This window comes from Streptomyces javensis (assembly GCF_039525925.1).
Taxonomy (GTDB): Bacteria; Actinomycetota; Actinomycetes; order Streptomycetales; family Streptomycetaceae; genus Streptomyces; species Streptomyces asiaticus.
On the sequence record NZ_BAAAIF010000029.1, the window covers coordinates 1 to 22543 of the forward strand.

Genomic DNA, 22543 nt, shown 5'->3' on the forward strand with positions numbered 1-22543 from the left:
GCTTCTTCCTACCCTGAGGCCTCGTCCGGTCCTTACGAATCTCGAAGTCCATCGCATCCCCTGAACTGGGGTGTTGCAACGACTCCTAGAACCCAAGTCGTGGTGCCGCGCCCCTGCGCGCTCGTCCCGCTCGTCCGGGCCGGACCCGGCTCGTCCCGTCAGGCCCGCCCGTCCCGCCGGACCCGCCCGGCCGGGCTACACCGGCCCGGCCACCACCGTCACCGGCTTGGCGAGCGGTTCGCCGGAGCCGTCCCGGCGCGGGTCGATCTCCGGCAGGGCCGCCGGGGTGCCGTTCGGCCCCGCCGCGCGGGCCGGGATCGTGCCCGCCCAGGCCATGACCAGGCAGTCCTCGCCCTTCAGGAACCGCTGGCAGCGCACCCCGCCCGTGGCCCGGCCCTTGCGCGGGTACTGGTCGAAGGGGGTGAGCTTGGCCGACTGCTGCACCGAGTCGTCGAGCGTGCCGCTCGCGCCCGCGACCGTGAAGACCACCGCGTCGCTCGCCGGGTCGACGGCCGTGAACGAGATCACCTTGGCGCCGGAGCCGAGCTTGACGCCCGCCATACCGCCCGCGGCGCGGCCCTGCGGCCGCACCTGGCTCGCCGCGTAGCGCAGCAGCTGGGCGTCGTCGGTGATGAAGACCAGGTCCTCCTCGCCGGTGGACAGCTCCACCGCGCCCACGATCCGGTCGCCCTCCTTGAGGCCGATGACCTCCAACTCGTCCTTGTTGGCCGGGTAGTCGGGGACCACGCGCTTGACGACGCCCTGCTCCGTGCCGATCGCGAGCCCCGGTGAGGACTCGTCCAGGGTGGTGAGGCAGATCAGCTCCTCGTCGTCCTCCAGTGAGAGGAACTCGGCGATGGGCGCCCCGCCCGACAGGTTCGGGGGTGCGGCCGACTCCGGGAGCATCGGGAGGTCGATCACCGAGAGCCGCAGCAGCCGCCCGGTGGAGGTCACAGCGCCCACGGAGCCACGGGCCGTGGCCGGGACCGCCGAGACGATCACATCGTGCTTGGCGCGCTTGGCCTTCCCCTCGACCGGGAACGGCTCGCCGTCGGCGGTGCGGGCCAGCAGCCCGGTGGAGGACAGCAGCACCCGGCAGGGGTCGTCCGCGACCTCCAGCGGCACCGCGGTCACCGGCGCGTTCGACGACTCCAGCAGCACCGTACGGCGCGGGGTGCCGAACTTCTTGGCCACCGCGGCCAGTTCGGAGGAGACCAGCTTGCGCAGCTCGGCGTCGGAGTCGAGGATCCGGGTCAGCTCCTCGATCTCGGCGTTGAGCCGGTCGCGCTCCGACTCCAGCTCCAGCCGGTCGAACTTGGTCAGCCGGCGCAGCGGGGTGTCCAGGATGTACTGCGTCTGGATGTCGGAGAGGCCGAAGCGCTCGATGAGGGACCGCTTGGCCTCCGCCGCGTTCTCGCTCTGGCGGATGAGGCGGATGACCTCGTCGATGTCGAGCAGGGCCACCAGCAGACCCTCGACCAGGTGCAGCCGGTTCCGCCGCTTGGTGCGCCGGAACTCGCTGCGCCGCCGGACCACGTCGAAGCGGTGGTCGAGGTAGACCTCAAGCAGCTCCTTGAGGCCCAGCGTGAGCGGCTGGCCGTCCACCAGCGCCACGTTGTTGATGCCGAAGGACTCCTCCATCGGCGTGAGCTTGTAGAGCTGCTCCAGCACGGCCTCGGGGTTGAAGCCGTTCTTGATCTCGATGACCAGCCGCAGCCCGTGCTCACGGTCGGTGAGGTCCTTGACGTCCGCGATGCCCTGGAGCTTCTTCGAGCCGACCAGGTCCTTGATCTTGGAGATGACCTTCTCGGGCCCCACGGCGAAGGGCAGCTCCGTGACGACGAGGCCCTTACGGCGGGCCGTCACGTCCTCCACGGCCACCGTGGCGCGGATCTTGAAGGTGCCGCGGCCCGTCTCGTACGCGTCCCGGATGCCGCTCATGCCCACGATCCGGCCGCCGGTGGGCAGGTCGGGCCCCGGCACATGCCGCATCAGCGTGTCGAGGTCCGCGCCCGGGTGCCTGATCAGATGGCGGGCGGCGGCGATGACCTCGCCCAGGTTGTGCGGCGGCATATTGGTGGCCATGCCGACCGCGATCCCGGACGTGCCGTTGACCAGCAGGTTCGGATAGGCCGCGGGGAGGGTGACCGGCTCCTGCTCGCTGCCGTCGTAGTTCGGGGAGAAGCCGACCGTGTCCTCGTCGATCGACTCGGTCATCAGCGAGGTCGCCGACGCCATCCGGCACTCGGTGTACCGCATCGCGGCCGGCGGGTCGTCGTTGCCCAGCGAGCCGAAGTTCCCGTGGCCGTCGACCATCGGCAGGCGCATGGAGAACGGCTGCGCCATGCGCACCAGCGCGTCGTAGATCGACGCGTCGCCGTGCGGGTGGAGCTTTCCCATCACCTCGCCGACGACGCGGGCGCACTTCACATAGGAGCGCTCGGGGCGCAGGCCCATGTCGTTCATCTGGTAGAGGATGCGGCGGTGCACGGGCTTGAGCCCGTCCCGGGCGTCGGGCAGCGCGCGCGAGTAGATGACCGAGTAGGCGTACTCGAGGTAGGAGCCCTGCATCTCGTCGACGACGTCGATGTCGAGGATGCGCTCCTCGAAGTCGTCCGGCGGCGGGGTCTTCGTGCGGCGGCGGGCCATCGCGCTTGGGGCTCCTTCAACTGCCGATGCGGGATCTGACGCGGACCATTGTGGCCCCGTCCACCGACAAGTGTGGAACGGCCCGGGGCGCTCGCGGCCGGAGCGGGGCCCGGAACCGCGTCCGGCGGCACCGCTCGGAGCCCCCTCGGAGGGGCCAGGATCCGGCGCCGGAGGGCTCGCGGAAACGGTTCGGGACAGCTCGGCGGGACGGGAGTGGACCGGAACTTCGCCAGATGTCCGTCCCCTTGCATACAGTGACAGAAGCGCTGCGCAAGCGGCTGGCACGCGCTCCATCACGCGATCGAAGGGACGTACATGCCCATGGGTCACACGGCCACGCAGCAGGCCGGCTCCGGCGGCTTGAAAGCGACTGAGCACCGCCTGGCCAATGGCCTGCGCGTGGTGCTCTCCGAGGACCATCTGACCCCGGTCGCCGCGGTCTGTCTGTGGTACGACGTCGGCTCGCGCCATGAGGTCAAGGGGCGCACCGGCCTGGCGCACCTCTTCGAGCACCTGATGTTCCAGGGCTCGGCGCAGGTCACCGGCAACGGCCACTTCGAGCTGGTGCAGGGGGCCGGCGGCTCGCTCAACGGCACGACCAGCTTCGAGCGCACCAACTACTTCGAGACCATGCCCGCCCACCAGGTCGAGCTCGCCCTGTGGCTGGAGGCCGACCGGATGGGGTCCCTCCTGACCGCGCTGGACGAGGAGAGCCTGGAGAACCAGCGCGACGTCGTCAAGAACGAGCGCCGCCAGCGGTACGACAACGTCCCGTACGGCACCGCCTTCGAGAAGCTCGTCGCCATGGCGTACCCCGAGGGCCACCCCTACCACCACACCCCGATCGGCTCCATGGCCGACCTGGACGCGGCCTCCCTGGAGGACGCGCGGGAGTTCTTCCGCACCTACTACGCCCCCAACAACGCGGTGCTGTCGATCGTCGGCGACATCGACCCCGAGCAGACGCTCGCCTGGGTCGAGAAGTACTTCGGCTCCATCCCCTCCCACGAGGGCAAGCGGCCGCCCCGGGACGGCACGCTCCCGGAGGTGATCGGCGGTCAGCTGCGCGAGGTCGTGGAGGAGGAGGTCCCGGCCCGCGCCCTGATGGCCGCCTACCGGCTGCCGCACGACGGCACCCGTGAGGCCGACGCCGCCGACCTGGCGCTGACCGTCCTCGGCGGCGGCGAGTCCTCCCGGCTCCACAACCGCCTGGTGCGCCGCGACCGCACCGCCGTGGCCGCCGGGTTCGGCCTGCTGCGGCTGTCCGGTGCCCCCTCGCTGGGCTGGCTGGACGTGAAGACCTCCGGCGGTGTCGAGGTGCCCGCCATCGAGGCCGCCGTCGACGAGGAGCTGGCCCGCTTCGCCGAGGAGGGGCCGACCCCGCAGGAGATGGAGCGCGCCCAGGCGCAGATCGAGCGCGAGTGGCTGGACCGGCTGGCCACGGTCGGCGGCCGGGCCGACGAGCTCTGCCGTTACGCGGTGCTCTTCGGCGACCCGCAGCTGGCGCTGACCGCCGTGGAGCGGGTGCTCGACATCAGCCCCGAGGAGGTGCGGACCGTGGCCGCGGCGCGGCTGCGCCCCGACAACCGCGCCGTGCTGGTCTACGAGCCCGTCCAGGGCGCCGAGGACGCAGCCGACACCGCCGAAGCCGCCGAGACCGACGCAGAAGGGGAGGCGGCCCAGTGAGCGACGCCGTCACCGCGACCATGACCTTCCACCCGCAGCCCAAGGGCGGCGCCCCCAGGCCGTGGGCGTTCCCCGCCCCCGAGCGCGGTGCGCTGCCCAACGGCCTCACCGTGCTGCGCTGCCACCGCCCCGGCCAGCAGGTCGTCGCCGTCGAGATCAACCTGGAGGCGCCGCTGGACGCCGAGCCGACCGGGCTCGAAGGCGTCGCCACGATCATGGCGCGTGCCCTGTCGGAGGGCACCGACAAGCACGACGCCGAGGAGTTCGCCGCCGAGCTCGAGCGCTGCGGCGCCACGCTGGACGCCCACGCCGACCACGCCGGTGTCCGCGTCTCCCTGGAGGTCCCGGTCTCCCGGCTGCCCAAGGCGCTCGGTCTGGTGGCCGACGCGCTGCGCGCCCCCGCCTTCCCGGACGGCGAGATCGAGCGGTTGGTGCGCAACCGGCTGGACGAGATCCCCCATGAGCTGGCCAACCCGGCCCGCCGCGCCTCGATGGCCCTCTCCGCTGAGCTCTTCCCGGCCGAGTCGCGGATGTCCCGGCCGCGCCAGGGCACCCAGGAGACCATCGAGGGCATCGACGCCGCGGCCGTGCGGGCCTTCTACGAGGCGCATCTCCGCCCCTCCACCGCCACCGCCGTCATCGTGGGCGACCTCGGCGGCGTCGACCTGGACCGGGCGCTCGCGGACACCCTCGGCGCCTGGACGGGCGGGGCGGGCGCGCCGCGCACGGCTCCGCCGATCGTCGCGGACGACACCGGCCGGGTGGTGATCGTCGACCGGCCGGGCGCGGTGCAGACCCAGCTGCTCATCGGCCGCGTGGGCGCCGACCGCCATGACCGGGTCTGGCCCGCGCAGGTGCTCGGCACGTACTGCCTGGGCGGCACCCTCACCTCCCGCCTCGACCGCGTGCTGCGCGAGGAGAAGGGTTACACCTACGGGGTGCGCGCCTTCGGCCAGGTGCTCCGCTCCGGGCCCCCGTCGCCCACGGGTGGCTCCGCGGGCGCCTCGATGCTGGCGATCAGCGGCTCGGTGGCCACCGAGGTCACCGGCCCCGCGCTGGACGACCTCTGGAAGGTGCTGCGCACGCTGAAGGAGGAGGGGCTGACCGACGACGAGCGCGATGTCGCGGTCCAGAACCTGGTGGGCGTCGCCCCGCTGAAGTACGAGACGGCGGCATCCGTCGCGAACACCCTCGCGGATCAGGTCGAGCAGCATCTTCCGGACGACTTCCAGGCGCAGTTGTACGCCCGTCTGGCGGAGACCGGCACGGTGGAGGCCACCGCCGCGGTGGTGAGCGCCTTCCCGGCGGACCGGCTGGTCACGGTGTTGGTCGGGGACGCCTCGGCGATCGAGGAGCCGGTCCGGGCGCTGGGCATCGGCGAGGTGCGGGTCATCTCCAACTGAGCCGTGGAGAGTTGGCCGGATCCGTGCGCTGAATCGCCGGTCCGGCCGACTCGCTGACGGTCCGGCAGGCGGTCCGGTGGACGCCCGGTCCATGAGTCGGCAGCGGATGGACCCCGGCCCCGTAAGGGCGCCGGAGTCCATCCGACATGCCCGGTTTATGGGATTGACTGCTTGTTTGGTTTGTGGGGAGAGCAACAAAAAACCGGAACCGTTTGGTGATCGAAAGCGGGCCCGTTTAGCGTCAGTCCGGCTGTTCGCCAGCGACCCGCCGCACCCGCGGCACCGGACAGTCATCGCCGAGTCCCCGTACGGCGCGAGCCAGGGGAGCCGGGGACCCAACACGTCCCCAGGGGTGAATCGGGCGCCTTCCCCGGCCGGGGGAGGAGTCCGTAGGAGACCTTCCTGCTCCGAACCCGTCAGCTAACCCGGTAGGCGAGAGGGAAGGAAAGGAGTGCGCCTCAGTATGGCGTCCACCCGCACTGCCACCGGGAAGCATCGCCGCACCACCAAGGTCAACATCCGCACGGGCGCGAACGTCGTGGGCATCACGACCGTCGCCTCGGGTGTGGTCGCCGGGATCACCGGACAGGCGTTCGCGGCCGACGGGGGCCCCAACCCCCAGCAGACCGGTCTGACCCAGGCGATCGTGATCGGCGATGGGATCGCGGACCACATCGAGGCCCAGGCGCAGTCCCAGGAGACCGCCGCCGAGCAGGCCGCCGCCAAGGCCAAGGCCAAGGCAGAGGCGATCGCCCGCCAGGAGGCCGCCAGAAAGGCGGAGGCCGCGGCGAAGAAGGCCAAGGCCGAGCGGGAGGCCAAGGAGCGCGCGGCGCGCGAGGCCGAGCGCAAGCGCCTCAACACCTTCGTGTCGCCGATCAGCGGCTCCTACGTCTCCACCGGCTACCAGGCGTCCAGCGGGCTGTGGTCCTCCGGCAGCCACACCGGTATCGACTTCCACGCCTCCACCGGCACCACGGTGCACTCCGTGGGCATGGGCGAGATCGTCGAGGCGGGCTGGGGCGGCTCCTACGGCAACAATGTCGTCATCAAGATGAACGACGGCACGTACACCCAGTACGGCCACCTGTCGTCGATCAGCGTCTCGGTCGGCCAGAAGGTCACCCCCGGCCAGCAGATCGGCCTGTCGGGCGCCACCGGCAACGTCACCGGACCGCATCTGCACTTCGAGGCCCGCACCAGCCCGGACTACGGTTCGGACATGGACCCGCTGTCGTACCTGCGCAACCACGGCGTCAACGTCTGACCCGTCGCGCGTCCGACGCGAACGCCGCGCGGTCCCGGGGTCCCGGGAGCCCGCGAGACTTCCGAGAAGGCCCCGTCCGCCGGACGGGGCCTTCGGCGTGCCACCACCCGCCTGACCAAAAAATATCCATGAAATGCTTCCCGCCATCGGAAATGGCGGCCGCGTGGAATAGAGTCGTCCAACGCGCATTCCATGGCCGCGTTTCGCGGGCGTTAAGGCGGAGGTTCGACAATGCGGGACCGTAAGTGAGCGGGGATACGAACGCGGTCCAGGGCGGTCGCCGGATTTCGGCACACGCGGTCTGCGCGGCGATTCGCGACGACATCGTCTCCGGTGCGTATCAGCCCGGCAGCCGCCTCACCGAGGAACTGCTCGCCCGGCGCTACGGCGTCTCCCGGGTGCCGGTCCGCGAGGCCCTGCGCACCCTGGAGTCCGAGGGCTTCGTGACGACCCGGCGGCACGCGGGGGCCTGCGTGGCCCAGCCCTCCGAGCGCGAGGCGGCCGATCTGCTGGACATCCGCGCGCTGCTGGAGCCGCTGGGCGCGGAGCGGGCCGCACAGCGCCGCACCGAGGCCCACCTGAAGGTGCTGCGCGGGCTGGTCCGGCTCGGCCGGGAGCGGGCCCAGGGCGGCCGGCTCGGCGAGCTGCGGCCGCTGGGCGACTGGTTCCACGAGACGCTGGCCCAGGCGTCCGGCAGCCCGAGCCTGGCCGCGCTGCTCGTCCAGCTGCGCCGCAAGACCGCGTGGGTGTACGCGGCCGCTCCCGGGCCGCGGCCCACGCCGCTCGAGGGCGCCGTGCGCCCCGACCCGGCCGCGCGGGCCATGGAGTCCTGGGCGGAGCACGGCGCGCTGGTGGACGCGGTGGCGCGCGGCGACGCCGACCGCGCGCGGGCGCTCGCCACCGTGCACACCGAACGCGCGCTGTCGGAATTCCGGCTGCGCCGCCCGATTCCGGTGAGGACTTCGAAACATTCCGTCAACACGGCGAGCGGTCGGAATTAACAGAGCTCCCGTATACAACTCTTGGGAATTCTGTGCGCGGAAACATGAAAACGGCGGGGCCGCGGTGACCATTACGGTCACCGCGGCCCCGCCGTGCCGAATCCCTGAAATCGCCCGGGAATCGCCCGGGAATTCCAGGAAGGGGCCCGCCCGGGGTCAGACGGTCTCGGGAAGCTCCTCGAGCCCCTCCGCCACCAGCTTCGCCAGACGGTCGAGCGCGACCTCGGCGTCGTCCGCGTCGGAAGCGAGGACGACCTCCTCGCCGCCCTGGGCGCCCAGGCCGAGCACGGCCAGCATGGAGGCGGCGTTGACCGGGGTGCCGTCGCCCTTGGCGATCGTGATGGGGACGCCGGAGGCGGTGGCCGCCCGGACGAAGATCGACGCAGGGCGGGCGTGCAGGCCCTCGGCCCAGCCGATGGTGACGCGGCGCTCAGCCATGGTGTTGCCCTTCAGGTGTGACGGTGCTGTTGTCTAGACCAAAATCATACGGTGTCCGGATTCACCCGAACGATGTCCGAGTGAGCCCGGCCATGCCCGGACTGGCCCGATACGGACCTTCCCCCGACACTTGGCCCCGACGCAAGGGTGTCCACCATCCGGACCGGGCGGGCCCGTACCCTGGCTCCCATGCGGAGCCCGTCGGACCATCACGCCTACCCGACCCACTGGGAAGCCGATGTGGTGCTCCGGGACGGCGGTACGGCACAGATCCGTCCCATCACCACCGAGGACGCACAGCGGCTGGTCAGCTTCTACGAGCGGGTCTCGGACGAGTCGAAGTACTACCGCTTCTTCGCGCCCTACCCCCGCCTCTCCGACCGCGATGTCCACCGCTTCACCCACCACGACTACGTCGACCGGGTGGGCCTGGCGGCCATCGTGGGGGATGAGTTCATCGCCACGGTTCGGTACGACCGCATCGACGGCCGGGGGATGCCCGCCGCGGCCCCCGCCGACGAGGCCGAGGTCGCCTTCCTCGTCCAGGACGCCCACCAGGGCCGCGGGGTGGCCTCCGCGCTCCTCGAACACATCGCCGCCGTGGCGCGCGAGCGGGGCATCCGGCGGTTCGCCGCAGAGGTACTGCCCGCCAACAACAAGATGATCAAGGTCTTCACGGACGCGGGCTACACCCAGAAGCGCAGCTTCGAGGACGGGGTCGTCCGCCTGGAGTTCGACCTCGAACCCACCGACCGCTCCCTGGCCGTCATGCGCGCCCGCGAACAGCGCGCCGAGGCCCGGTCCGTCCAGCGGCTGCTCGCGCCCGGCTCCGTGGCCGTCATCGGCACCAGCCGCACGCCCGGCGGCGTCGGCCGCACCGTGCTGCGCAACCTCCTGGACGGCGGCTTCACCGGACGCGTCCACGCCGTCAACCACGCCTTCCCCGACGACATGACGCGTCTGGAGCCCGAAGGCGTCCCGGCCCACCGCTCGCTGCGCGCCATAGAGGAGCCAGTGGACCTGGCCGTCGTCGCCGTCCCCGCCGAGCGGGTGCCCGCCGTCGTGGCCGAATGCGGCGACCACGGCGTCCAGGGGCTCGTCGTGCTCTCCGCCGGATACGCCGAGAGCGGGGGCGAGGGCCGCGACCGGCAGCGGGACCTCGTCCGCCAGGCCCGGTCCTACGGCATGCGCGTCATCGGCCCCAACGCCTTCGGCGTCATCAACACCGCCGACGGCTTCCGGCTGAACGCCTCCCTGTCCCCACAGCTGCCCAACCCCGGCCGGCTGGGTCTGTTCACCCAGTCCGGGGCGATCGGCATCGCGCTGCTGTCCGGGCTGAACCGGCGCGGTGCCGGGCTGGCCAGCCTCGCCGGGATCGCGGGGATATCGACCTTCGTGTCCGCCGGGAACCGCGCCGACGTCTCGGGCAACGACCTGCTCCAGTACTGGTACGACGATCCGCTGACCGACGTCGTCCTGATGTACCTGGAGTCGATCGGCAACCCCCGCAAGTTCACCCGGCTCGCCAGGCGCACCGCGGCCGTCAAACCGGTGGTCGTCGTCAAGGGCGCCCGCCACACCGGCAGCGCCCCCACCGGCCACGCCGTGCCCACCACCCGGCTCCCGGACGCCACCGTCTCCGATCTGCTGCGGCAGGCGGGCGTCATCCGGGTGGACACCGTGACCGAACTCGCCGACACCGGGGTGCTGCTCGCCTCCCAGCCGCTGCCCGCCGGTCCGCGCGTCGCCATCCTCGGCAACTCCGAGTCACTCGGCCTGATCACCTACGACGCCTGCCTCACCGAGGAACTCCGCCCGCTGCCGCCCCGCGACCTGACCACGGACGCCACCCCGGACGACTTCCGGCACGCCCTCACCGAGGCACTCGCCGACGACACCTGTGACGCCGTGATCGTCACCGCCATCCCGTGGGTCGGCGACGGCAGTGCTCAGGCCCTCGCGGCGGCCGTAAGGGAGGCGGCGCAGACTCCCGGGCCCGGTCCGGCCAAGCCGGTGGCGGTGGTCCATCTCGAGATCCAGGAACTCGCGCAGGCCCTGGCCGGGACCGGCGCCGAGCCAGCCCCGGGCACCCGCAGGATCCCCGCCTACCCCGCCGCCGAGCGGGCCGTGCGCGCGCTCGCCGAGGCCGTACGGTACGCGCGCTGGCGGGAGGAGGCCGCCGAGCCCGGGCGGGTCCCGGAGTACGACGACATCGACGAGGCGGGCGCGGCGGCCGACATCCAGGTGTTGCTGGCCCCGGCCGAAGGCGCGGGCGGCGACGCCGCGGGAGCCGGGACCGCCGGCGGTCCGGGCGTCGGAACCGGCCATGACGTGGCCGTCGGAACCGGCGAGGCCACGAGCGGCGGGGCCTTCGACGGCACGGGCCCCGGCGTCGAACTGTCCGCCGCCGACACCCAGCGCCTGCTGGCCCGCTACGGCGTCAGCGTGCTGCCCGCACTCCCCGCGCCCGACCCCGACGCCGCCGTAAGGGCCGCCGAGCGGCTCGGCTTCCCGGTCGCGCTCAAGCCCACCGCGTCCCATCTGCGCCACCGGGCCGACCTGGGCGGGGTGCGGCTGGAGCTGGGCAGCGAGACGGAACTGCGCCGGGCCTACGCCGAGTTGACCGACTACCTGGGCCGCGCCGAGGAGCTGGGGCTGGTCGTGCAGCGGATGGCGCCGCGCGGCGTGGACACCGTCGTACGGGCCGCCATCGACCCCGCCGCCGGGGCCGTGCTCTCCTTCGGGCTCGCCGGTGCCCCGTCCGAACTGCTCGGCGACACCGCCCACGGCCTCGTCCCCGTCACCGGCCGGGACGCCGCCGAGCTGATCCGGTCCATCCGGACCGCGCCGCTGCTGTTCGGCTGGCGCGGCTCCAAGCCGGTGGACACCGTGGCCCTCGAGGAGCTGCTGCTGAGGGTGTCCCGCCTGGTGGACGACCACCCCGAGATGGTCGCCGTCGACCTCGAGCCCGTCGTCGTCGCCCAGCACGGCCTGTCCGTGCTGGGCGCCTCGGCGCGGCTGGCCCCGCCGCCCCCGCGCACCGACCTCGGCCCCCGCCACATGCCCGCCTACTGAGCGCCGGCCGAGTCGCCTGCCGAGCCGTCCGAACCCTGGCGTGCGGTCGTCCGAACCTCGGCGGGAGTCGTCGGAGCCTTGACGGGCACGGGCGCCCGTGTCGGCGTCGCCCCGTAGGATGGTGCACATGGCGAAGACCGGTACGACGACCCAGGGGCTGCGCGCGGCGATCGAGCGCAGCGGCTATTACCCGGCACTCGTGGCCGAGGCGGTGGAGGCCGCCGTGGGCGGCGAGCCCATCGTGTCGTACCTGGTCCACCAGGAGACCACCTTCGACGCCAACGAGGTCCGCCGCCATGTGACGGTCCTCGTCCTCACGGACAATCGCTTCATCGTCAGCCACACCGACGAGCAGGCCGCGGACGGCACCTCCCCGTCGCCGTACGCCACCACCTCCACCGAGTCGGTGAAGCTCCAGCGGATCTCCTCGGTCGTGCTCAGCCGCGTCGTCGCCAACCCCGAGTCGTACACCCCGGGCACGCTGCCCCGCGAGGTCGTGCTGACCATCGGCTGGGGCGCCGTCAGCCGCCTGGACCTGGAGCCCGCCGCCTGCGGCGACCCCAACTGCGAGGCCGACCACGGCTACACCGGCTCGTCCACCGCCGACGACCTCAGCCTGCGCGTCAGCGAGGCCGGGGACGGCCCCGACACCGTCCGTCAGACCCTCGCCTTCGCCCAGGCGCTCTCCGAGGCCACCGCGGCCACCCCGGACGCCGGCCGCTGATGTCCGGCTCCGCCACCGGCCCGCTGCCCTCCACCGCCTCCCTCTGGCCCGAGCCCACGCCGCTCGACCCGCGTTCCGCGCCCCGGCCGCGGTACGGCACCGGCTCGCTCGCCGATCTGCTGCCCGCCGTGGCCGCGGGCCAGGAGGTCCCGGGGCTCTCCTCCGATCTGGTGCTGACCCCCGCCGACCGCGTCTGCGTCTTCCTGGTGGACGGCCTCGGCTGGGAGCTGCTGCGCGCCCACGCCGACGAGGCGCCCTTTCTGGCCTCGCTGCTGCCCAGTTCGCTGAACGGTTCGGGGGAGCCGCTCACCGCGGGCTTCCCGTCCACCACCGCGACCTCGCTCGCCTCGGTCGGCACCGGACTGCCTCCCGGAGCCCACGGCCTGCCCGGCTACACGGTGCTCGACCCGGACACCGGCCAGCTGATGAACCAGCTGCGCTGGCAGCCCTGGACGGAGCCGCACGCCTGGCAGCCGTATCCGACCGTCTTCCAGCTCGCCGACGCGGCGGGGGTGCACACCTGCCAGGTCTCCGCGCCCACCTTCGCCGAGACCCCGCTCACCAAGGTCGCGCTCAGCGGCGGCACCTTCCACGGGCGGCTCACCGGCGAGGAGCGGATGGACCTCGCGGCCGAGCAGCTCGCCGCCGCGGGTCGCTCGCTCGTCTACACGTACTACAGCGAGGTGGACGGCAAGGGGCACCGCTTCGGCGTGGACTCACCCGAGTGGCGCGATCAGCTCCGCTATGTCGACGGGCTCGCCCAGCGGCTCGCCGAGAGCCTCCCGCCGCGCTCGGCGCTCTATGTCACCGCCGACCACGGCATGATCGACATCCCGTTCGACCCGGAGTCGCGCATCGACTTCGACGAGGACTGGGAGTTGCGCGCGGGCGTCTCGCTGCTCGGCGGCGAGGGCCGCGCCCGCCATGTGTACGCCGTCCCGGGCGCCGCGGGCGATGTGCTGGCCGTCTGGCGCGAGGTGCTGGGGGAGCGGATGTGGGTGGCCGGCCGTGACGAGGCCATCGAGGCGGGGTGGTTCGGCGGGCCCGGCGGTGCCGATGGCGGCGGTAAGGGCGTCGACGACCGGGTGTACCGGCGGATCGGCGATATCGTGGCCGCCGCGCGCGACGATGTCGCGATCGTCGCCTCGCACACCGAGCCGAAGGAGTCCGCCATGGTCGGGCTGCACGGTTCGATGACCCCCGTGGAGCAGCTGGTGCCGCTCCTCGAAGTACGCTCCTGAGCGACCCCGTTCACACCCGTCCCGTTCACACCTGCCCCGCTCACCCCCACCCCGCTCACCCCCACCCCGGTCACCCCCGCCCTACGAAAGGCCCCGCCTCCTCATGCCCGAGCTGGTGTTCTTCTCCGGAACGATGGACTGCGGAAAGAGCACCCTCGCTCTCCAGATCCAGCACAACCGCTCGGCGCGCGGGCTCCAGGGGATGATCTACACCCGGGACGACCGGGAGGGCGAGGGCAAGCTCTCCTCGCGGCTCGGGCTGGCCACCGAGGCCATCGAGGTCGCCGACGACCTCGACTTCTACACCCATGTGGTCCAGGCGCTGACCGCCGGGGGCCGGGTCGACTACGTCATCGCGGACGAGGCGCAGTTCCTGACGCCGCCGCAGATCGACCAACTCGCCCGGGTGGTGGACGACCTGGAGGTGGACGTCTTCGCCTTCGGCATCACCACCGACTTCCGCAGCAAGCTCTTCCCCGGCTCCCAGCGCCTGGTGGAGCTCGCCGACCGGGTGGAGGTGCTTCAGGTGGAGGCGTTGTGCTGGTGCGGCGCCCGGGCGACGCACAACGCCCGTACCGTCGGCGGCCAGATGGTCGTCGAGGGCGCCCAGGTGGTCGTGGGTGACGTCAACCGGCCGGGGAGCGAGGTCGGTTACGAGGTGCTGTGCCGCCGCCACCACCGGCGCCGGATGACGGCCGCCCGGGCGCGCGCCGCCGCCCTCTCACCCGAGGTGCTGCCCGTCGACTGACGGGGCCCTCCGGTGGACCGGCCCCGGCCCCCGGCCGATGCTCGACTCATGGCCCCCCGGCCGGTGCCCGGCTCATCCCCCGGTGCGCCGTACGACCGTGAAGGCCGCCCCCTCCGGGTCCCGCACCGTGGCCCGGTGGCCGCTCGCTCCCCGCGACGGCGGCCGCACCACCTGACCGCCCAGCGCGGTCACCCGGCGCACCGTCTCGTCCACATCGTCCACCGCGAAGTGGGTCATCCAGTACGGGCCCCGGTCGCGCGGCAGGGCCTCGCCCACGCTCTGGATCGCGCAGACCGGCCGGTCGTCCAGCCGCAGGGTGCGGCAGCCCGGCTCCTCCGGGGCGGCCGCCTCCGCCTGGTAGCCGAAGACCATCTTGTAGAACTTCAGCACCCCGGCGCCGTCACGGGTCAGCAACTCGTGCCAGACCGGAGTGCCCGGCGCCCCGGGCTCCGCCGCCGCGTACGTGCACTCCTGCCACACCCCGAACACCGCCCCCTCGGGGTCGGCGGCGATCAGCATCCGGCCGGCCTCGTCGGCGTCCAGCGGGCCCACCGCCACGGTGCCGCCGCACGCGCGGATCATCTCGGCGGTCTCATCGGCGTCGTCGGAGGCCAGATAGGTCATCCAGGCCACGGGCAGATGGCGTTCCGGAGGCAGCTCGCTCAACCCGGCGACCGGCCGGCCGCCCTGGACCGCGCGGACATACGCGCCGAGCTGCTGGGGGCCCGGGGTGAACTCCCAGCCGAACAGGGAGTGGTAGAAGTCCTGTGTCGCGGCAAGGCTGTGCACCATCAGACTCGTCCAGCAGGGCGTGCCCGGTGTGCGCCGAGTCGCTGCCTCGGTCATACGTCATTCTCTCCTCGGACCATCGTGGTGGACGTACGGCCCCGGGCCGGTCGGCGGCGCGGGGCGGTCGTGCGGAGGTGCTGATGCGGGGGGTCCGACAGATGTTTGCACCACCTGTCGCACATAGCGCCCCGGCGGAGCGGCAATTCACCGTGCCTCGAAGCAGAATGCCCGAATTACTACCGCACATCCGTTTCTGCTTCATTGCGCTCTGGTGTCACCCGGACGTACACCGGGTGACCGGGTGGTCCAATCGACGCAGAGATACCTACGCAAGGATGATCCCTATGCATGCCATCATCACCGCATCCGATCTCATGAGCGAGCTGGCGGAGGATCATCCTCCGCTCCTGCTCGATGTGCGCTGGCAGCTCGGCGGGCCTCCCGGCCGCCCCGCTTACGAGGCGGGGCATCTGCCCGGTGCCGTCTACGTCGACCTCGACACCGAGCTCGCGGGCCCGCCCGGAAAGTCCGGCCGTCACCCCCTGCCCGATCTTTCCGCGTTCGCGGCCGCGATGCGCCGAGCCGGGGTGAGCCAGGACCGGCGCGTGGTGGTGTACGACGGCGGACAGGGGTGGGCCGCGGCGCGCGCGTGGTGGCTGCTGCGCTGGGCGGGCCATCCGTCCGTCCGGGTGCTCGACGGGGGCCTGCCCGCCTGGACGGCGGTCGGCGGCTCGCTGACCACCGAGGCGCCGGAGGCGCCCGAGGGCGATTTCGTCCCGCGGCCCGGGGCCCTGCCGCTGCTGGAGGCGGACGACGCGGCGGCGCTCGCCCGGCGCGGGGTGCTGCTGGACGCCCGCGCGGCCGAGCGCTACCGGGGGGAGGTCGAGCCCATCGACCCCGTCGGCGGCCATATCCCGGGCGCCGTCTCCGCCCCCACGGCGGAGAACGTCACGGAGGACGGCCACTTCCTGCCCGCCGAGCGGCTGGCCGAGCGGTTCGCGGCCCTGGGCGCCACCGGGGACGCCGAGGTCGGGGTGTACTGCGGCTCCGGCGTCTCGGCCGCGCACCAGGTGCTGGCGCTGGCGGTCGCGGGCGTTCCGGCGGCCCTGTACGTCGGCTCCTGGAGCGAATGGTCCTCGGACGGCGCCCGTCCGGTGGCCACCGGCCCCGAGCGGGGCTGACCACACCGACGGGCCCCGCCACCGGCGTGCGGTGGCAGGGCCCGTCGGTGTGGCGGCGGCCGCTACTCCTGCTTCTTGCGGCGGGTGCCGAAGACGATCTCGTCCCAACTCGGCACCGCGGCCCGGCGGCCCGGGCGGACGCCGTCCGCCTCCGCCTGGCGGTCCGTCGTACCGGTCAGCCGGTCGCGGTGGCCCGCCACCGAGCGCGGCATCAGGACATCCGCGTACGCCGAACCCGCGCTCGCCGCGGAGGCGGGCGGCTCGACGGCCTCCGGCTCCTCGGCGGGCTCCTCCGGCGGCGGGGCCGCCGACGCGACCGGCGCCTCGGGCACGACCATGTCGCCCCGGAAGTTGGGCACGGCCTCCAGCAGGCTGGTGAGCGAGTCCCGCTCCCCGAGACCGTCGTCCAGCGAGACGGACGCGGACGCGGGTGCCGGGGCGTCGTCGTCGCCGAGGCGCTCGGGCGACGTCCGATCCCGGTCCCTGTCGCGATCGCGGTCCCGGTCACGCGGCAGCCGGGCGATCCGCGGCACGAACGGGAAGCTCGGCTCGGGCGTGTCGTCGGCCTCGCCGATCAGCGCACGCGCCTCGTCGTCCACCGCCTGGACCAGCCGCCGGGGCGGGTCGTAGGTCCAGCTCGCCGAGTGCGGCTCACCGGCGACCCGGTAGACCAGCAGCACCTCCCAGGTGCCGTCGTCGCGCCGCCAGGAGTCCCACTGCGTGGTGTCCTTCTCGGCGCCGCGCAGCAACAGCCGCTCCGCGACGGCCTCGCCGAGCTGCGGTCCGGTGTTCTCGCCGGGACGGCGCACGGGAGTCTTACGGGCGCGCTCGGCCATGAAGGCGCGCTCCGCGAGCACCGGGCCCTCGAAGCGCCGCACGCGGTCGACGGGGATGCCCGCCATCTGCGCGACCTCTTCGGCGGTGGCGCCGGCACGTATACGGGCCTGGATGTCACGGGGTCGCAGATGGCTCTCGACCTCGATCTCGATCTGGCCGAGCCGAGCGCGGTCGTTGCGCACCGCGGCGCGCAGTCGCTCGTCGATGGGAAGTGTGTACTCCGTGCTGTCCGCAGCCTTGAGCACCAGCCGTGTGCCGTCGTTGCTGACGGCCACGACACGCAGTTCGGGCATGGGGACCTCCCGGGTGGTGCCTGCCGACGTCACGGTTGCGTCGCTGCTCTCCCGCTAGACGAGTGTGGCCTGCCCGGGTGCAGCCTGCCACAACTTTGCCGAGTTGCCCGGGCCGGTTGATTGCCGCCCTCTGACCCCTCCCGTTGGGTCCGGGCGGCCGGACGGGAAAGCGGGGCCAAGGCTCGCCACAGTACTCCATTCGGGCCGCTCAGGTAGAGCGGCACGCCAGCCGAGTTCATGGCCGGGAGGGGGATGGCAGCCTGAATCCTTCGATGTGAGACCCAATTTGGGTGGCAAGTTTCACAGAAACGACAGAATCGGAACGATCTGCTTCGTTTATCGGTCACTTCTCCCTGGAGGCTGGAACGAATGTCCAAGCGAGGCGGGAGATGCACGGCAAGGCCGACAGCGACGGACAACACAAGAGCGGACGGATCGAGCTGAGCGTGGCCCATGTGGCCGGCAGCGCGCTGGCGGCCGTCGCCGCCGCGGTACTCGCGTCCAAACTGGGCGTCTACGGGACGATCCTGGGCGCCGGTGTGGTGAGCGTGGTGGCGACCGCGGGCGGCACCCTCTTCCAGCACCTGTTCCGGCGCACCGGTGAGCAGATCAAGGAGGTGCGGGTCCAGACGCGGCCGACCGGGCGCCGGCGGTACGGCGGTGCGGTCGCGTCAGCCGAGCCGGCCGAGGCGGCCGGACCCGTCGAGCCGGTCGAGCAGGTCGAGCAGGTCGAGCCCGAGCGGACCCCGGCCCCCGGTGAGTACGGCGAGCCGACCACGCACGGCGCCCGGCCGCGGGTCAGGCGGCGCCACGCCGTCGGGGCGGCCGCCGTCTTCATCGCCGCCATGAGCGTGATCACGGGGATCGAGATGTTCTCCGGCGGCCCGGTGTCCAACGTCTGGGGGGAGAACCGGACCGGAACCACCGTCAGCGACAGCGTGAGCGGCTCCTCGGGGTCGAAGTCCACCCCCGGCCCCTCGCGCCGGGACCCGTCCGCCCCGTCGCGGAGCCCCGGCTCCTCCGGGGGCGGCGACGAGGCGCCGTCCCCGGGCACCTCCCGCGGGGGCGCGGCCGACGCCTCGACCACGCCGACGCCCGACGCGTCCGGATCGTCCGGATCCGGCAAGGGTTCCGGCAATGGTTCCGGCGACGGCTCCGGCCAGGACGGCGGCAGCGGCGGCGCGACCGCGCCCGGCACCTCCGCGCCCGCCACCCCGGGCCCCTCCCGGACCCCGTCCGGCGGTGCCACGGAGGGCGGGACGGACGCTTCCGGCGATGCCGCGCCCACCCCCGGCGCCACCGGCGCGCCGTGACCCGGAGGGGCCGCTGACGTCAGTCGCCCGACGCGCCGTGACGCGTCAGTCGCCGAGCACCCGCCGCAGATAGTCGTTGGTGAACAGCCGGTCCGGGTCCAGCCGGTCGCGCACCGCCGCGAACTCGCCGAACCGGGGATAGACCCCGGCCAGATAGGCGGCGTCGCGGCTGTGCAGCTTGCCCCAGTGCGGACGGCCGCCGTGCGCGATCATGATCTGCTCGGCCGCCGTGAAGTACGCCCGGTGCGGAGTGCCCCGGTACAGATGGACGGCGATGTACGCGGTCTCGCGCCCGGAGGCGGTGGATAGCGGGATGTCGTCGGCGGGCGCGGTGCGCACCTCCACCGGGAAGCTGACCCGCAGTCCGGACCGCTCGACGGTCGCCTTGAGCTCGCGCAGCACGGTGACCGCGGCCTCGCGCGGCACGGCGTACTCCATCTCCAGGAACCGCACCCGGCGCGGAGAGGTGAAGACTTTGTAAGGGATGTCCGTGTAGGTCCGGGCGGACAGGGCACGGCTGGAGATTTTGGCGATTCCGGGGATGGTGGCGGGGACCGCCCGGCCCACCGAACAGGCCACCTGGAAGATGCCGTTGGACAGCAGTTCGTCGTCCACCCAGCCGCTGACCCGGCCCACCGGTGCTGCGGGGCCGGTGCTGCGGTTGTTCCGCTTGGTGTTGCAGTTGCCGGTGTGCGGGAACCAGTAGAACTCGAAGTGCTCGTTCTCGGCCACGAGCTGTTCGAAATCGGCCATCACGCGGTCGAAGGGCATGGGCTCCTCGCGCGCCGAGAGCAGGAACTCCGGTTCCACCCCGAAGGTGATCTCGCTGACCACGCCGAGCGCGCCGAGCCCGATCCGGGCCGCCGCGAAGATCTCCGGGTTCTCCTCCGCCGAGCAGCGCAGCACCGAACCGTCCGCCGTCACCAGCTCCAGACCCTTGATCTGGGCGGCGATCGAGGCGCTGTCCCGGCCGGTGCCATGGGTGCCCGTGGAGGTCGCCCCGGCCACCGTCTGCTCCATGATGTCGCCCATATTGACCAGCGAAAGACCATGGGCCGACAGCGTCTCGTTGAGCTGCCGGAGCGTGGTGCCGGCCGCGACGGTCACGGTCCCCGCCTCGCGGTCCAGCGCGCGCACCCCCGCCATCCGGTCCGGGCGTATCAGCAGCCCGTCGGTGGCGGCCGCGGTGGTGAAGGAGTGCCCGGTGCCCACCGCCTTCACCTTCAGCCCCTCCGCCGTCGCCCGGCGCACCATCTCGGCCAGCTCCTGCGTGGACGACGGGGCGACGATCCGCGTCGGGCGGGCCATCACGTTTCCCGCCCAGTTACGCCACACGCTGCTCCGTACGGTCTTCACGGTCCTGACGGCCATCCGCACCCGACCCCTCCCGCTGTGGCGCCGGCCGGAGCCGGCGGTACCCGAGGAACGCCACCGCGGCCGCGAGCGCCCCGGCCACGGCCGGCACCGCGTACCCCGCCCGGGCGCCGGCCGCGTCCACCACCCATCCGGCGGCCGACGAGCCGAGCGCCACCCCGACCGCGAGCCCGGTGCTCACCCAGGTCATCCCCTCGGTCAGATGCGCGCGTGGTACGTGCCGTTCGACAAGGGCCATGGTGGTGACCATCGTGGGTGCGATGGCCAGGCCCGCGACGAAGAGCGCCACGGCCAGGAACGGCAGGTTCCCGACCAGTTGGAGCGGGATCATACTCACGGCGATCGCACAAATACCCCACAACCAACGACGGGACACCGGACCGCTCAGCCGCAGCACCCCGAAGACCGCGCCCGCGAGGCAGGAGCCCGCCGCGTACACCGCCAGGACCAGACTGGCGGCGCCCTTGTGGCCCTCGTCCTCGGCGAAGGCCACCGTCACCACGTCGATCGCCCCGAAGATCGCGCCGGTGGCCATGAAGGTGGCCACCAGCACCTGGAGCCCGCGCGAGCGCAGCGCCGAGCCGCCGGCGTGGTGCCCGCGCGGATGCGGTACGGGCTCGGTGGCCCGCTGGGCGGTCAGCGAGAAGACCCCGGCCGCCAGGAAGCAGGCGGCCAGCAGCGGGCCCGCCTCCGGGAACCAGGAGGTGGACAGCCCGATCGAGATGACCGGCCCGACGATGAAGCAGATCTCGTCGACGATGGACTCCCACGCGTACGCGGCGTGCAGCTCGCGCGGGGAGTCCTCGTAGATCGCCGCCCAGCGGGCCCGCACCATGGAGCCCACGCTGGGCACACAGCCGGACGCGGCGGCAAAGACGAACAGCGTCCAGTCGGGCCAGCCCCGGTGCGCGCTCAGCAGCAGCCCAAGGACGGCGGTGAGCGCCATGAGGGTCGCCGGGCGCAGCACCCGGCGCTGGCCGTGCCGGTCGACCAGCCGGGATATCTGCGGGCCGATGACGGCGGCGGAGAGCGCCAGCGTGGCCGACAGGGCGCCCGCGAGCCCGTACCGGCCGGTGAGTTCGGAGACCATGGTGACCACGCCGATGCCCGCCATGGACAGCGGCATCCGCCCGAGGAAGCCGGCCGCGGAGAACTCCTTGGCGCCGGGGGCGGCGAAGATCGCGCGGTAGGGGCTGGGACTGGGCAAGGCAGACTCCGCCGTGAGCAGGGTAAGGATCGTCGAGCGCTGATACAGATTACGGCCCGGCGCCCGCTTCGCGCAGGGCCGTTTCCCGCCCGTCAGCGGCGGGTGGCAGGATCGGGAGCATGCCGGATCAGTCAGTACAGCCTGCCCCCGACCCCTATGACGCACTGCTGTTGCTCTCCTTCGGCGGCCCGGAGGGCCCCGATGACGTCGTGCCGTTCCTGGAGAACGTCACGCGCGGGCGGGGCATCCCCCGCGAGCGGCTGAAGGAGGTCGGCCGGCACTACTTCCTTTTCGGCGGGGTCAGCCCGATCAACGCGCAGAACCGCGAGCTGCTGCACGCGCTGCGCAAGGACTTCACCGAGCACGGCCTGGACCTGCCGGTCTACTGGGGCAATCGCAACTGGGCGCCGTATCTGACCGACACCCTGCGGGAGATGGCCGCCGACGGCCACCGCCGGATCCTGGTGCTGGCCACCAGCGCCTACGCCTCGTACTCGGGCTGCCGGCAGTACCGCGAGAACCTCGCGGACGCCCTGGCCGTCCTGGAGGGCGAGGGCCTGCCGCTGCCGCGCGTGGACAAGCTGCGGCACTACTTCAACCACCCCGGCTTCGTGCGGCCCATGGTGGACACCACGCTGGCCGCCCTCGCGGAGCTGCCCGAGGACCGGCGGGCCGGGGCCCACCTCGCCTTCACCACCCACTCCATCCCGACCGCCGCCGCCGACACCTCGGGCCCGGTGGAGGCGCACACCGAGGACGGTGAGGGCGGCGCGTACGTCGCGCAGCACCTCGATGTCGCCCGGCTGATCGCGGACGCGGTGCGCGCGGAGACCGGCGTCGAGCGCCCCTGGCGGCTGGTCTACCAGTCGCGCAGCGGCGCCCCGCACATCCCCTGGCTGGAGCCGGACATCTGCGATCACCTCGAGGAGCTGCACGGCCAAGGCGCGCCGGCCGTCGTCATGGTCCCGATCGGCTTCGTCTCGGACCACATGGAGGTCAAGTACGACCTCGACACCGAGGCCACGGCCAAGGCCGCCGAGCTGGGGCTGCCGGTCTCCCGCGCCTCGACGGTCGGCGCCGACCCGCGGTTCGCCGCGTGCGTACGCGAGCTGGTGCTGGAGCGTGCGGCCACCGAGCGCTTCGCCGAGGGCCGGGCGGCGGCCGCCCCGGAGCGCTGCGCCCTGGGCGCCCTCGGCCCGAGCCATGACGTCTGCCCGGCGGGCTGCTGCCCGGCCAGGTCGCCGCGCCCCGCCGCCGCGGGCACCGACTGACCGCGCCCGCCGTCCCGGCCCGCCACCGCCGCTCGCCCCTCCGGGCAAT

17 protein-coding genes and 1 riboswitch are annotated in these 22543 nt (G+C 72.9%); of the genes, 11 read left to right on the forward strand and 6 right to left on the reverse strand.

Annotated features, from left to right (window positions below):
• Positions 1 to 195: 195 nt before the first annotated feature.
• A complete protein-coding gene (locus ABD329_RS24625) occupies positions 196 to 2649 on the reverse strand; it encodes a DNA gyrase/topoisomerase IV subunit A (protein WP_198279116.1) in 2454 nt (817 codons plus the stop codon).
• A gap of 315 nt (positions 2650 to 2964) precedes the next feature.
• On the opposite strand from ABD329_RS24625, the gene ABD329_RS24630 reads away from it, so the two are divergent.
• The 4 genes from ABD329_RS24630 (at position 2965) to ABD329_RS24645 (ending at position 8003) form a co-directional block, all read left to right on the forward strand.
• Positions 2965 to 4335 carry a M16 family metallopeptidase gene (locus ABD329_RS24630; RefSeq protein WP_198279115.1) on the forward strand — a complete coding sequence of 457 codons (1371 nt, stop codon included), beginning with the start codon at positions 2965 to 2967 and terminating at the stop codon, positions 4333 to 4335.
• Positions 4336 to 4355: 20 nt separating this feature from the next.
• Positions 4356 to 5738: a M16 family metallopeptidase gene (locus tag ABD329_RS24635; RefSeq protein ID WP_198279117.1), complete on the forward strand. Its 1383-nt coding sequence runs from the start codon at positions 4356 to 4358 to the stop codon at positions 5736 to 5738.
• A 284-nt stretch (positions 5739 to 6022) separates the two neighbouring features.
• Positions 6023 to 6188, forward strand: a riboswitch (cyclic di-AMP (ydaO/yuaA leader).
• A gap of 13 nt (positions 6189 to 6201) precedes the next feature.
• Positions 6202 to 7002: a M23 family metallopeptidase gene (locus ABD329_RS24640; RefSeq protein ID WP_198279114.1), complete on the forward strand. Its 801-nt coding sequence runs from the start codon at positions 6202 to 6204 to the stop codon at positions 7000 to 7002.
• A gap of 245 nt (positions 7003 to 7247) precedes the next feature.
• Positions 7248 to 8003 (forward strand): GntR family transcriptional regulator, encoded by a 756-nt coding sequence (locus tag ABD329_RS24645; protein ID WP_198279113.1) that lies wholly within the window; start codon positions 7248 to 7250, stop codon positions 8001 to 8003.
• A gap of 156 nt (positions 8004 to 8159) precedes the next feature.
• On the opposite strand, the gene ABD329_RS24650 is transcribed toward ABD329_RS24645, so the two are convergent.
• The gene (locus ABD329_RS24650; protein WP_137979878.1) at positions 8160 to 8441 is read right to left on the reverse strand and encodes an HPr family phosphocarrier protein; all 282 of its coding nucleotides are present in this window, start codon (positions 8439 to 8441) and stop codon (positions 8160 to 8162) included.
• Positions 8442 to 8630: 189 nt separating this feature from the next.
• On the opposite strand from ABD329_RS24650, the gene ABD329_RS24655 reads away from it, so the two are divergent.
• From ABD329_RS24655 to ABD329_RS24670, 4 genes are all read left to right on the forward strand, one after another.
• Positions 8631 to 11516 carry a bifunctional acetate--CoA ligase family protein/GNAT family N-acetyltransferase gene (locus ABD329_RS24655; protein WP_344316905.1) on the forward strand — a complete coding sequence of 962 codons (2886 nt, stop codon included), beginning with the start codon at positions 8631 to 8633 and terminating at the stop codon, positions 11514 to 11516.
• Between the two features lie 127 nt (positions 11517 to 11643).
• Positions 11644 to 12240 carry a DUF5998 family protein gene (locus ABD329_RS24660; protein WP_138917161.1) on the forward strand — a complete coding sequence of 199 codons (597 nt, stop codon included), beginning with the start codon at positions 11644 to 11646 and terminating at the stop codon, positions 12238 to 12240.
• On the forward strand, positions 12240 to 13481 hold the full coding sequence (locus ABD329_RS24665; protein WP_198282253.1) for an alkaline phosphatase family protein: 1242 nt from the start codon (positions 12240 to 12242) through the stop codon (positions 13479 to 13481). The genes ABD329_RS24660 and ABD329_RS24665 overlap by 1 nt, the downstream gene beginning before the upstream one ends.
• A 103-nt stretch (positions 13482 to 13584) precedes the next feature.
• Complete coding sequence (locus ABD329_RS24670) at positions 13585 to 14229, forward strand: thymidine kinase (RefSeq protein ID WP_198281356.1); 645 nt, start codon at positions 13585 to 13587, stop codon at positions 14227 to 14229.
• 72 nt (positions 14230 to 14301) lie between these two features.
• Here ABD329_RS24670 and ABD329_RS24675 read toward each other — a convergent pair whose 3' ends face one another.
• Positions 14302 to 15075 carry a VOC family protein gene (locus ABD329_RS24675; protein WP_198281357.1) on the reverse strand — a complete coding sequence of 258 codons (774 nt, stop codon included), beginning with the start codon at positions 15073 to 15075 and terminating at the stop codon, positions 14302 to 14304.
• A 287-nt stretch (positions 15076 to 15362) separates the two neighbouring features.
• Here ABD329_RS24675 and ABD329_RS24680 point away from each other — a divergent pair, with 287 nt between their 5' ends.
• Positions 15363 to 16199: a sulfurtransferase gene (locus ABD329_RS24680; RefSeq protein ID WP_198281358.1), complete on the forward strand. Its 837-nt coding sequence runs from the start codon at positions 15363 to 15365 to the stop codon at positions 16197 to 16199.
• Between the two features lie 62 nt (positions 16200 to 16261).
• Here ABD329_RS24680 and sepH read toward each other — a convergent pair whose 3' ends face one another.
• Positions 16262 to 17362 carry a septation protein SepH gene (gene sepH / locus ABD329_RS24685; RefSeq protein ID WP_198281359.1) on the reverse strand — a complete coding sequence of 367 codons (1101 nt, stop codon included), beginning with the start codon at positions 17360 to 17362 and terminating at the stop codon, positions 16262 to 16264.
• A gap of 356 nt (positions 17363 to 17718) precedes the next feature.
• Between sepH and ABD329_RS24690 the strand changes: the two genes are divergently transcribed.
• The gene (locus ABD329_RS24690; RefSeq protein ID WP_344316907.1) at positions 17719 to 18642 is read left to right on the forward strand and encodes a hypothetical protein; all 924 of its coding nucleotides are present in this window, start codon (positions 17719 to 17721) and stop codon (positions 18640 to 18642) included.
• 45 nt (positions 18643 to 18687) lie between these two features.
• Here the strand turns inward: ABD329_RS24690 and ABD329_RS24695 are convergent, their stop codons facing one another.
• Entirely contained in the window at positions 18688 to 20013 is a 1326-nt protein-coding gene (locus ABD329_RS24695) for a D-arabinono-1,4-lactone oxidase (protein ID WP_198278985.1), read from the reverse strand.
• A complete protein-coding gene (locus ABD329_RS24700; RefSeq protein ID WP_198278986.1) occupies positions 19967 to 21223 on the reverse strand; it encodes an MFS transporter in 1257 nt (418 codons plus the stop codon). The genes ABD329_RS24695 and ABD329_RS24700 overlap by 47 nt, the downstream gene beginning before the upstream one ends.
• Positions 21224 to 21342: 119 nt before the next feature.
• On the opposite strand from ABD329_RS24700, the gene ABD329_RS24705 reads away from it, so the two are divergent.
• The gene (locus tag ABD329_RS24705) at positions 21343 to 22494 is read left to right on the forward strand and encodes a ferrochelatase (RefSeq protein WP_198278987.1); all 1152 of its coding nucleotides are present in this window, start codon (positions 21343 to 21345) and stop codon (positions 22492 to 22494) included.
• Positions 22495 to 22543 lie beyond the last annotated feature (49 nt).

What these genes read in the sequence shown, in the direction of transcription:
- ABD329_RS24625 (WP_198279116.1), bottom strand. Translation starts at nt 2,649, where the DNA reads ATGGCCCGCCGCCGCACGAAGACCCCGCCGCCGGACGACTTCGAGGAG.
- ABD329_RS24630 (WP_198279115.1), top strand. Translation starts at nt 2,965, where the DNA reads ATGCCCATGGGTCACACGGCCACGCAGCAGGCCGGCTCCGGCGGCTTG.
- ABD329_RS24635 (WP_198279117.1), top strand. Translation starts at nt 4,356, where the DNA reads ATGACCTTCCACCCGCAGCCCAAGGGCGGCGCCCCCAGGCCGTGGGCG.
- ABD329_RS24640 (WP_198279114.1), top strand. Translation starts at nt 6,202, where the DNA reads ATGGCGTCCACCCGCACTGCCACCGGGAAGCATCGCCGCACCACCAAG.
- ABD329_RS24650 (WP_137979878.1), bottom strand. Translation starts at nt 8,441, where the DNA reads ATGGCTGAGCGCCGCGTCACCATCGGCTGGGCCGAGGGCCTGCACGCC.
- ABD329_RS24655 (WP_344316905.1), top strand. Translation starts at nt 8,631, where the DNA reads ATGCGGAGCCCGTCGGACCATCACGCCTACCCGACCCACTGGGAAGCC.
- ABD329_RS24660 (WP_138917161.1), top strand. Translation starts at nt 11,644, where the DNA reads ATGGCGAAGACCGGTACGACGACCCAGGGGCTGCGCGCGGCGATCGAG.
- ABD329_RS24665 (WP_198282253.1), top strand. Translation starts at nt 12,240, where the DNA reads ATGTCCGGCTCCGCCACCGGCCCGCTGCCCTCCACCGCCTCCCTCTGG.
- ABD329_RS24670 (WP_198281356.1), top strand. Translation starts at nt 13,585, where the DNA reads ATGCCCGAGCTGGTGTTCTTCTCCGGAACGATGGACTGCGGAAAGAGC.
- ABD329_RS24675 (WP_198281357.1), bottom strand. Translation starts at nt 15,075, where the DNA reads ATGACCGAGGCAGCGACTCGGCGCACACCGGGCACGCCCTGCTGGACG.
- ABD329_RS24680 (WP_198281358.1), top strand. Translation starts at nt 15,363, where the DNA reads ATGCATGCCATCATCACCGCATCCGATCTCATGAGCGAGCTGGCGGAG.
- ABD329_RS24690 (WP_344316907.1), top strand. Translation starts at nt 17,719, where the DNA reads ATGCACGGCAAGGCCGACAGCGACGGACAACACAAGAGCGGACGGATC.
- ABD329_RS24695 (WP_198278985.1), bottom strand. Translation starts at nt 20,013, where the DNA reads ATGGCCGTCAGGACCGTGAAGACCGTACGGAGCAGCGTGTGGCGTAAC.
- ABD329_RS24705 (WP_198278987.1), top strand. Translation starts at nt 21,343, where the DNA reads ATGCCGGATCAGTCAGTACAGCCTGCCCCCGACCCCTATGACGCACTG.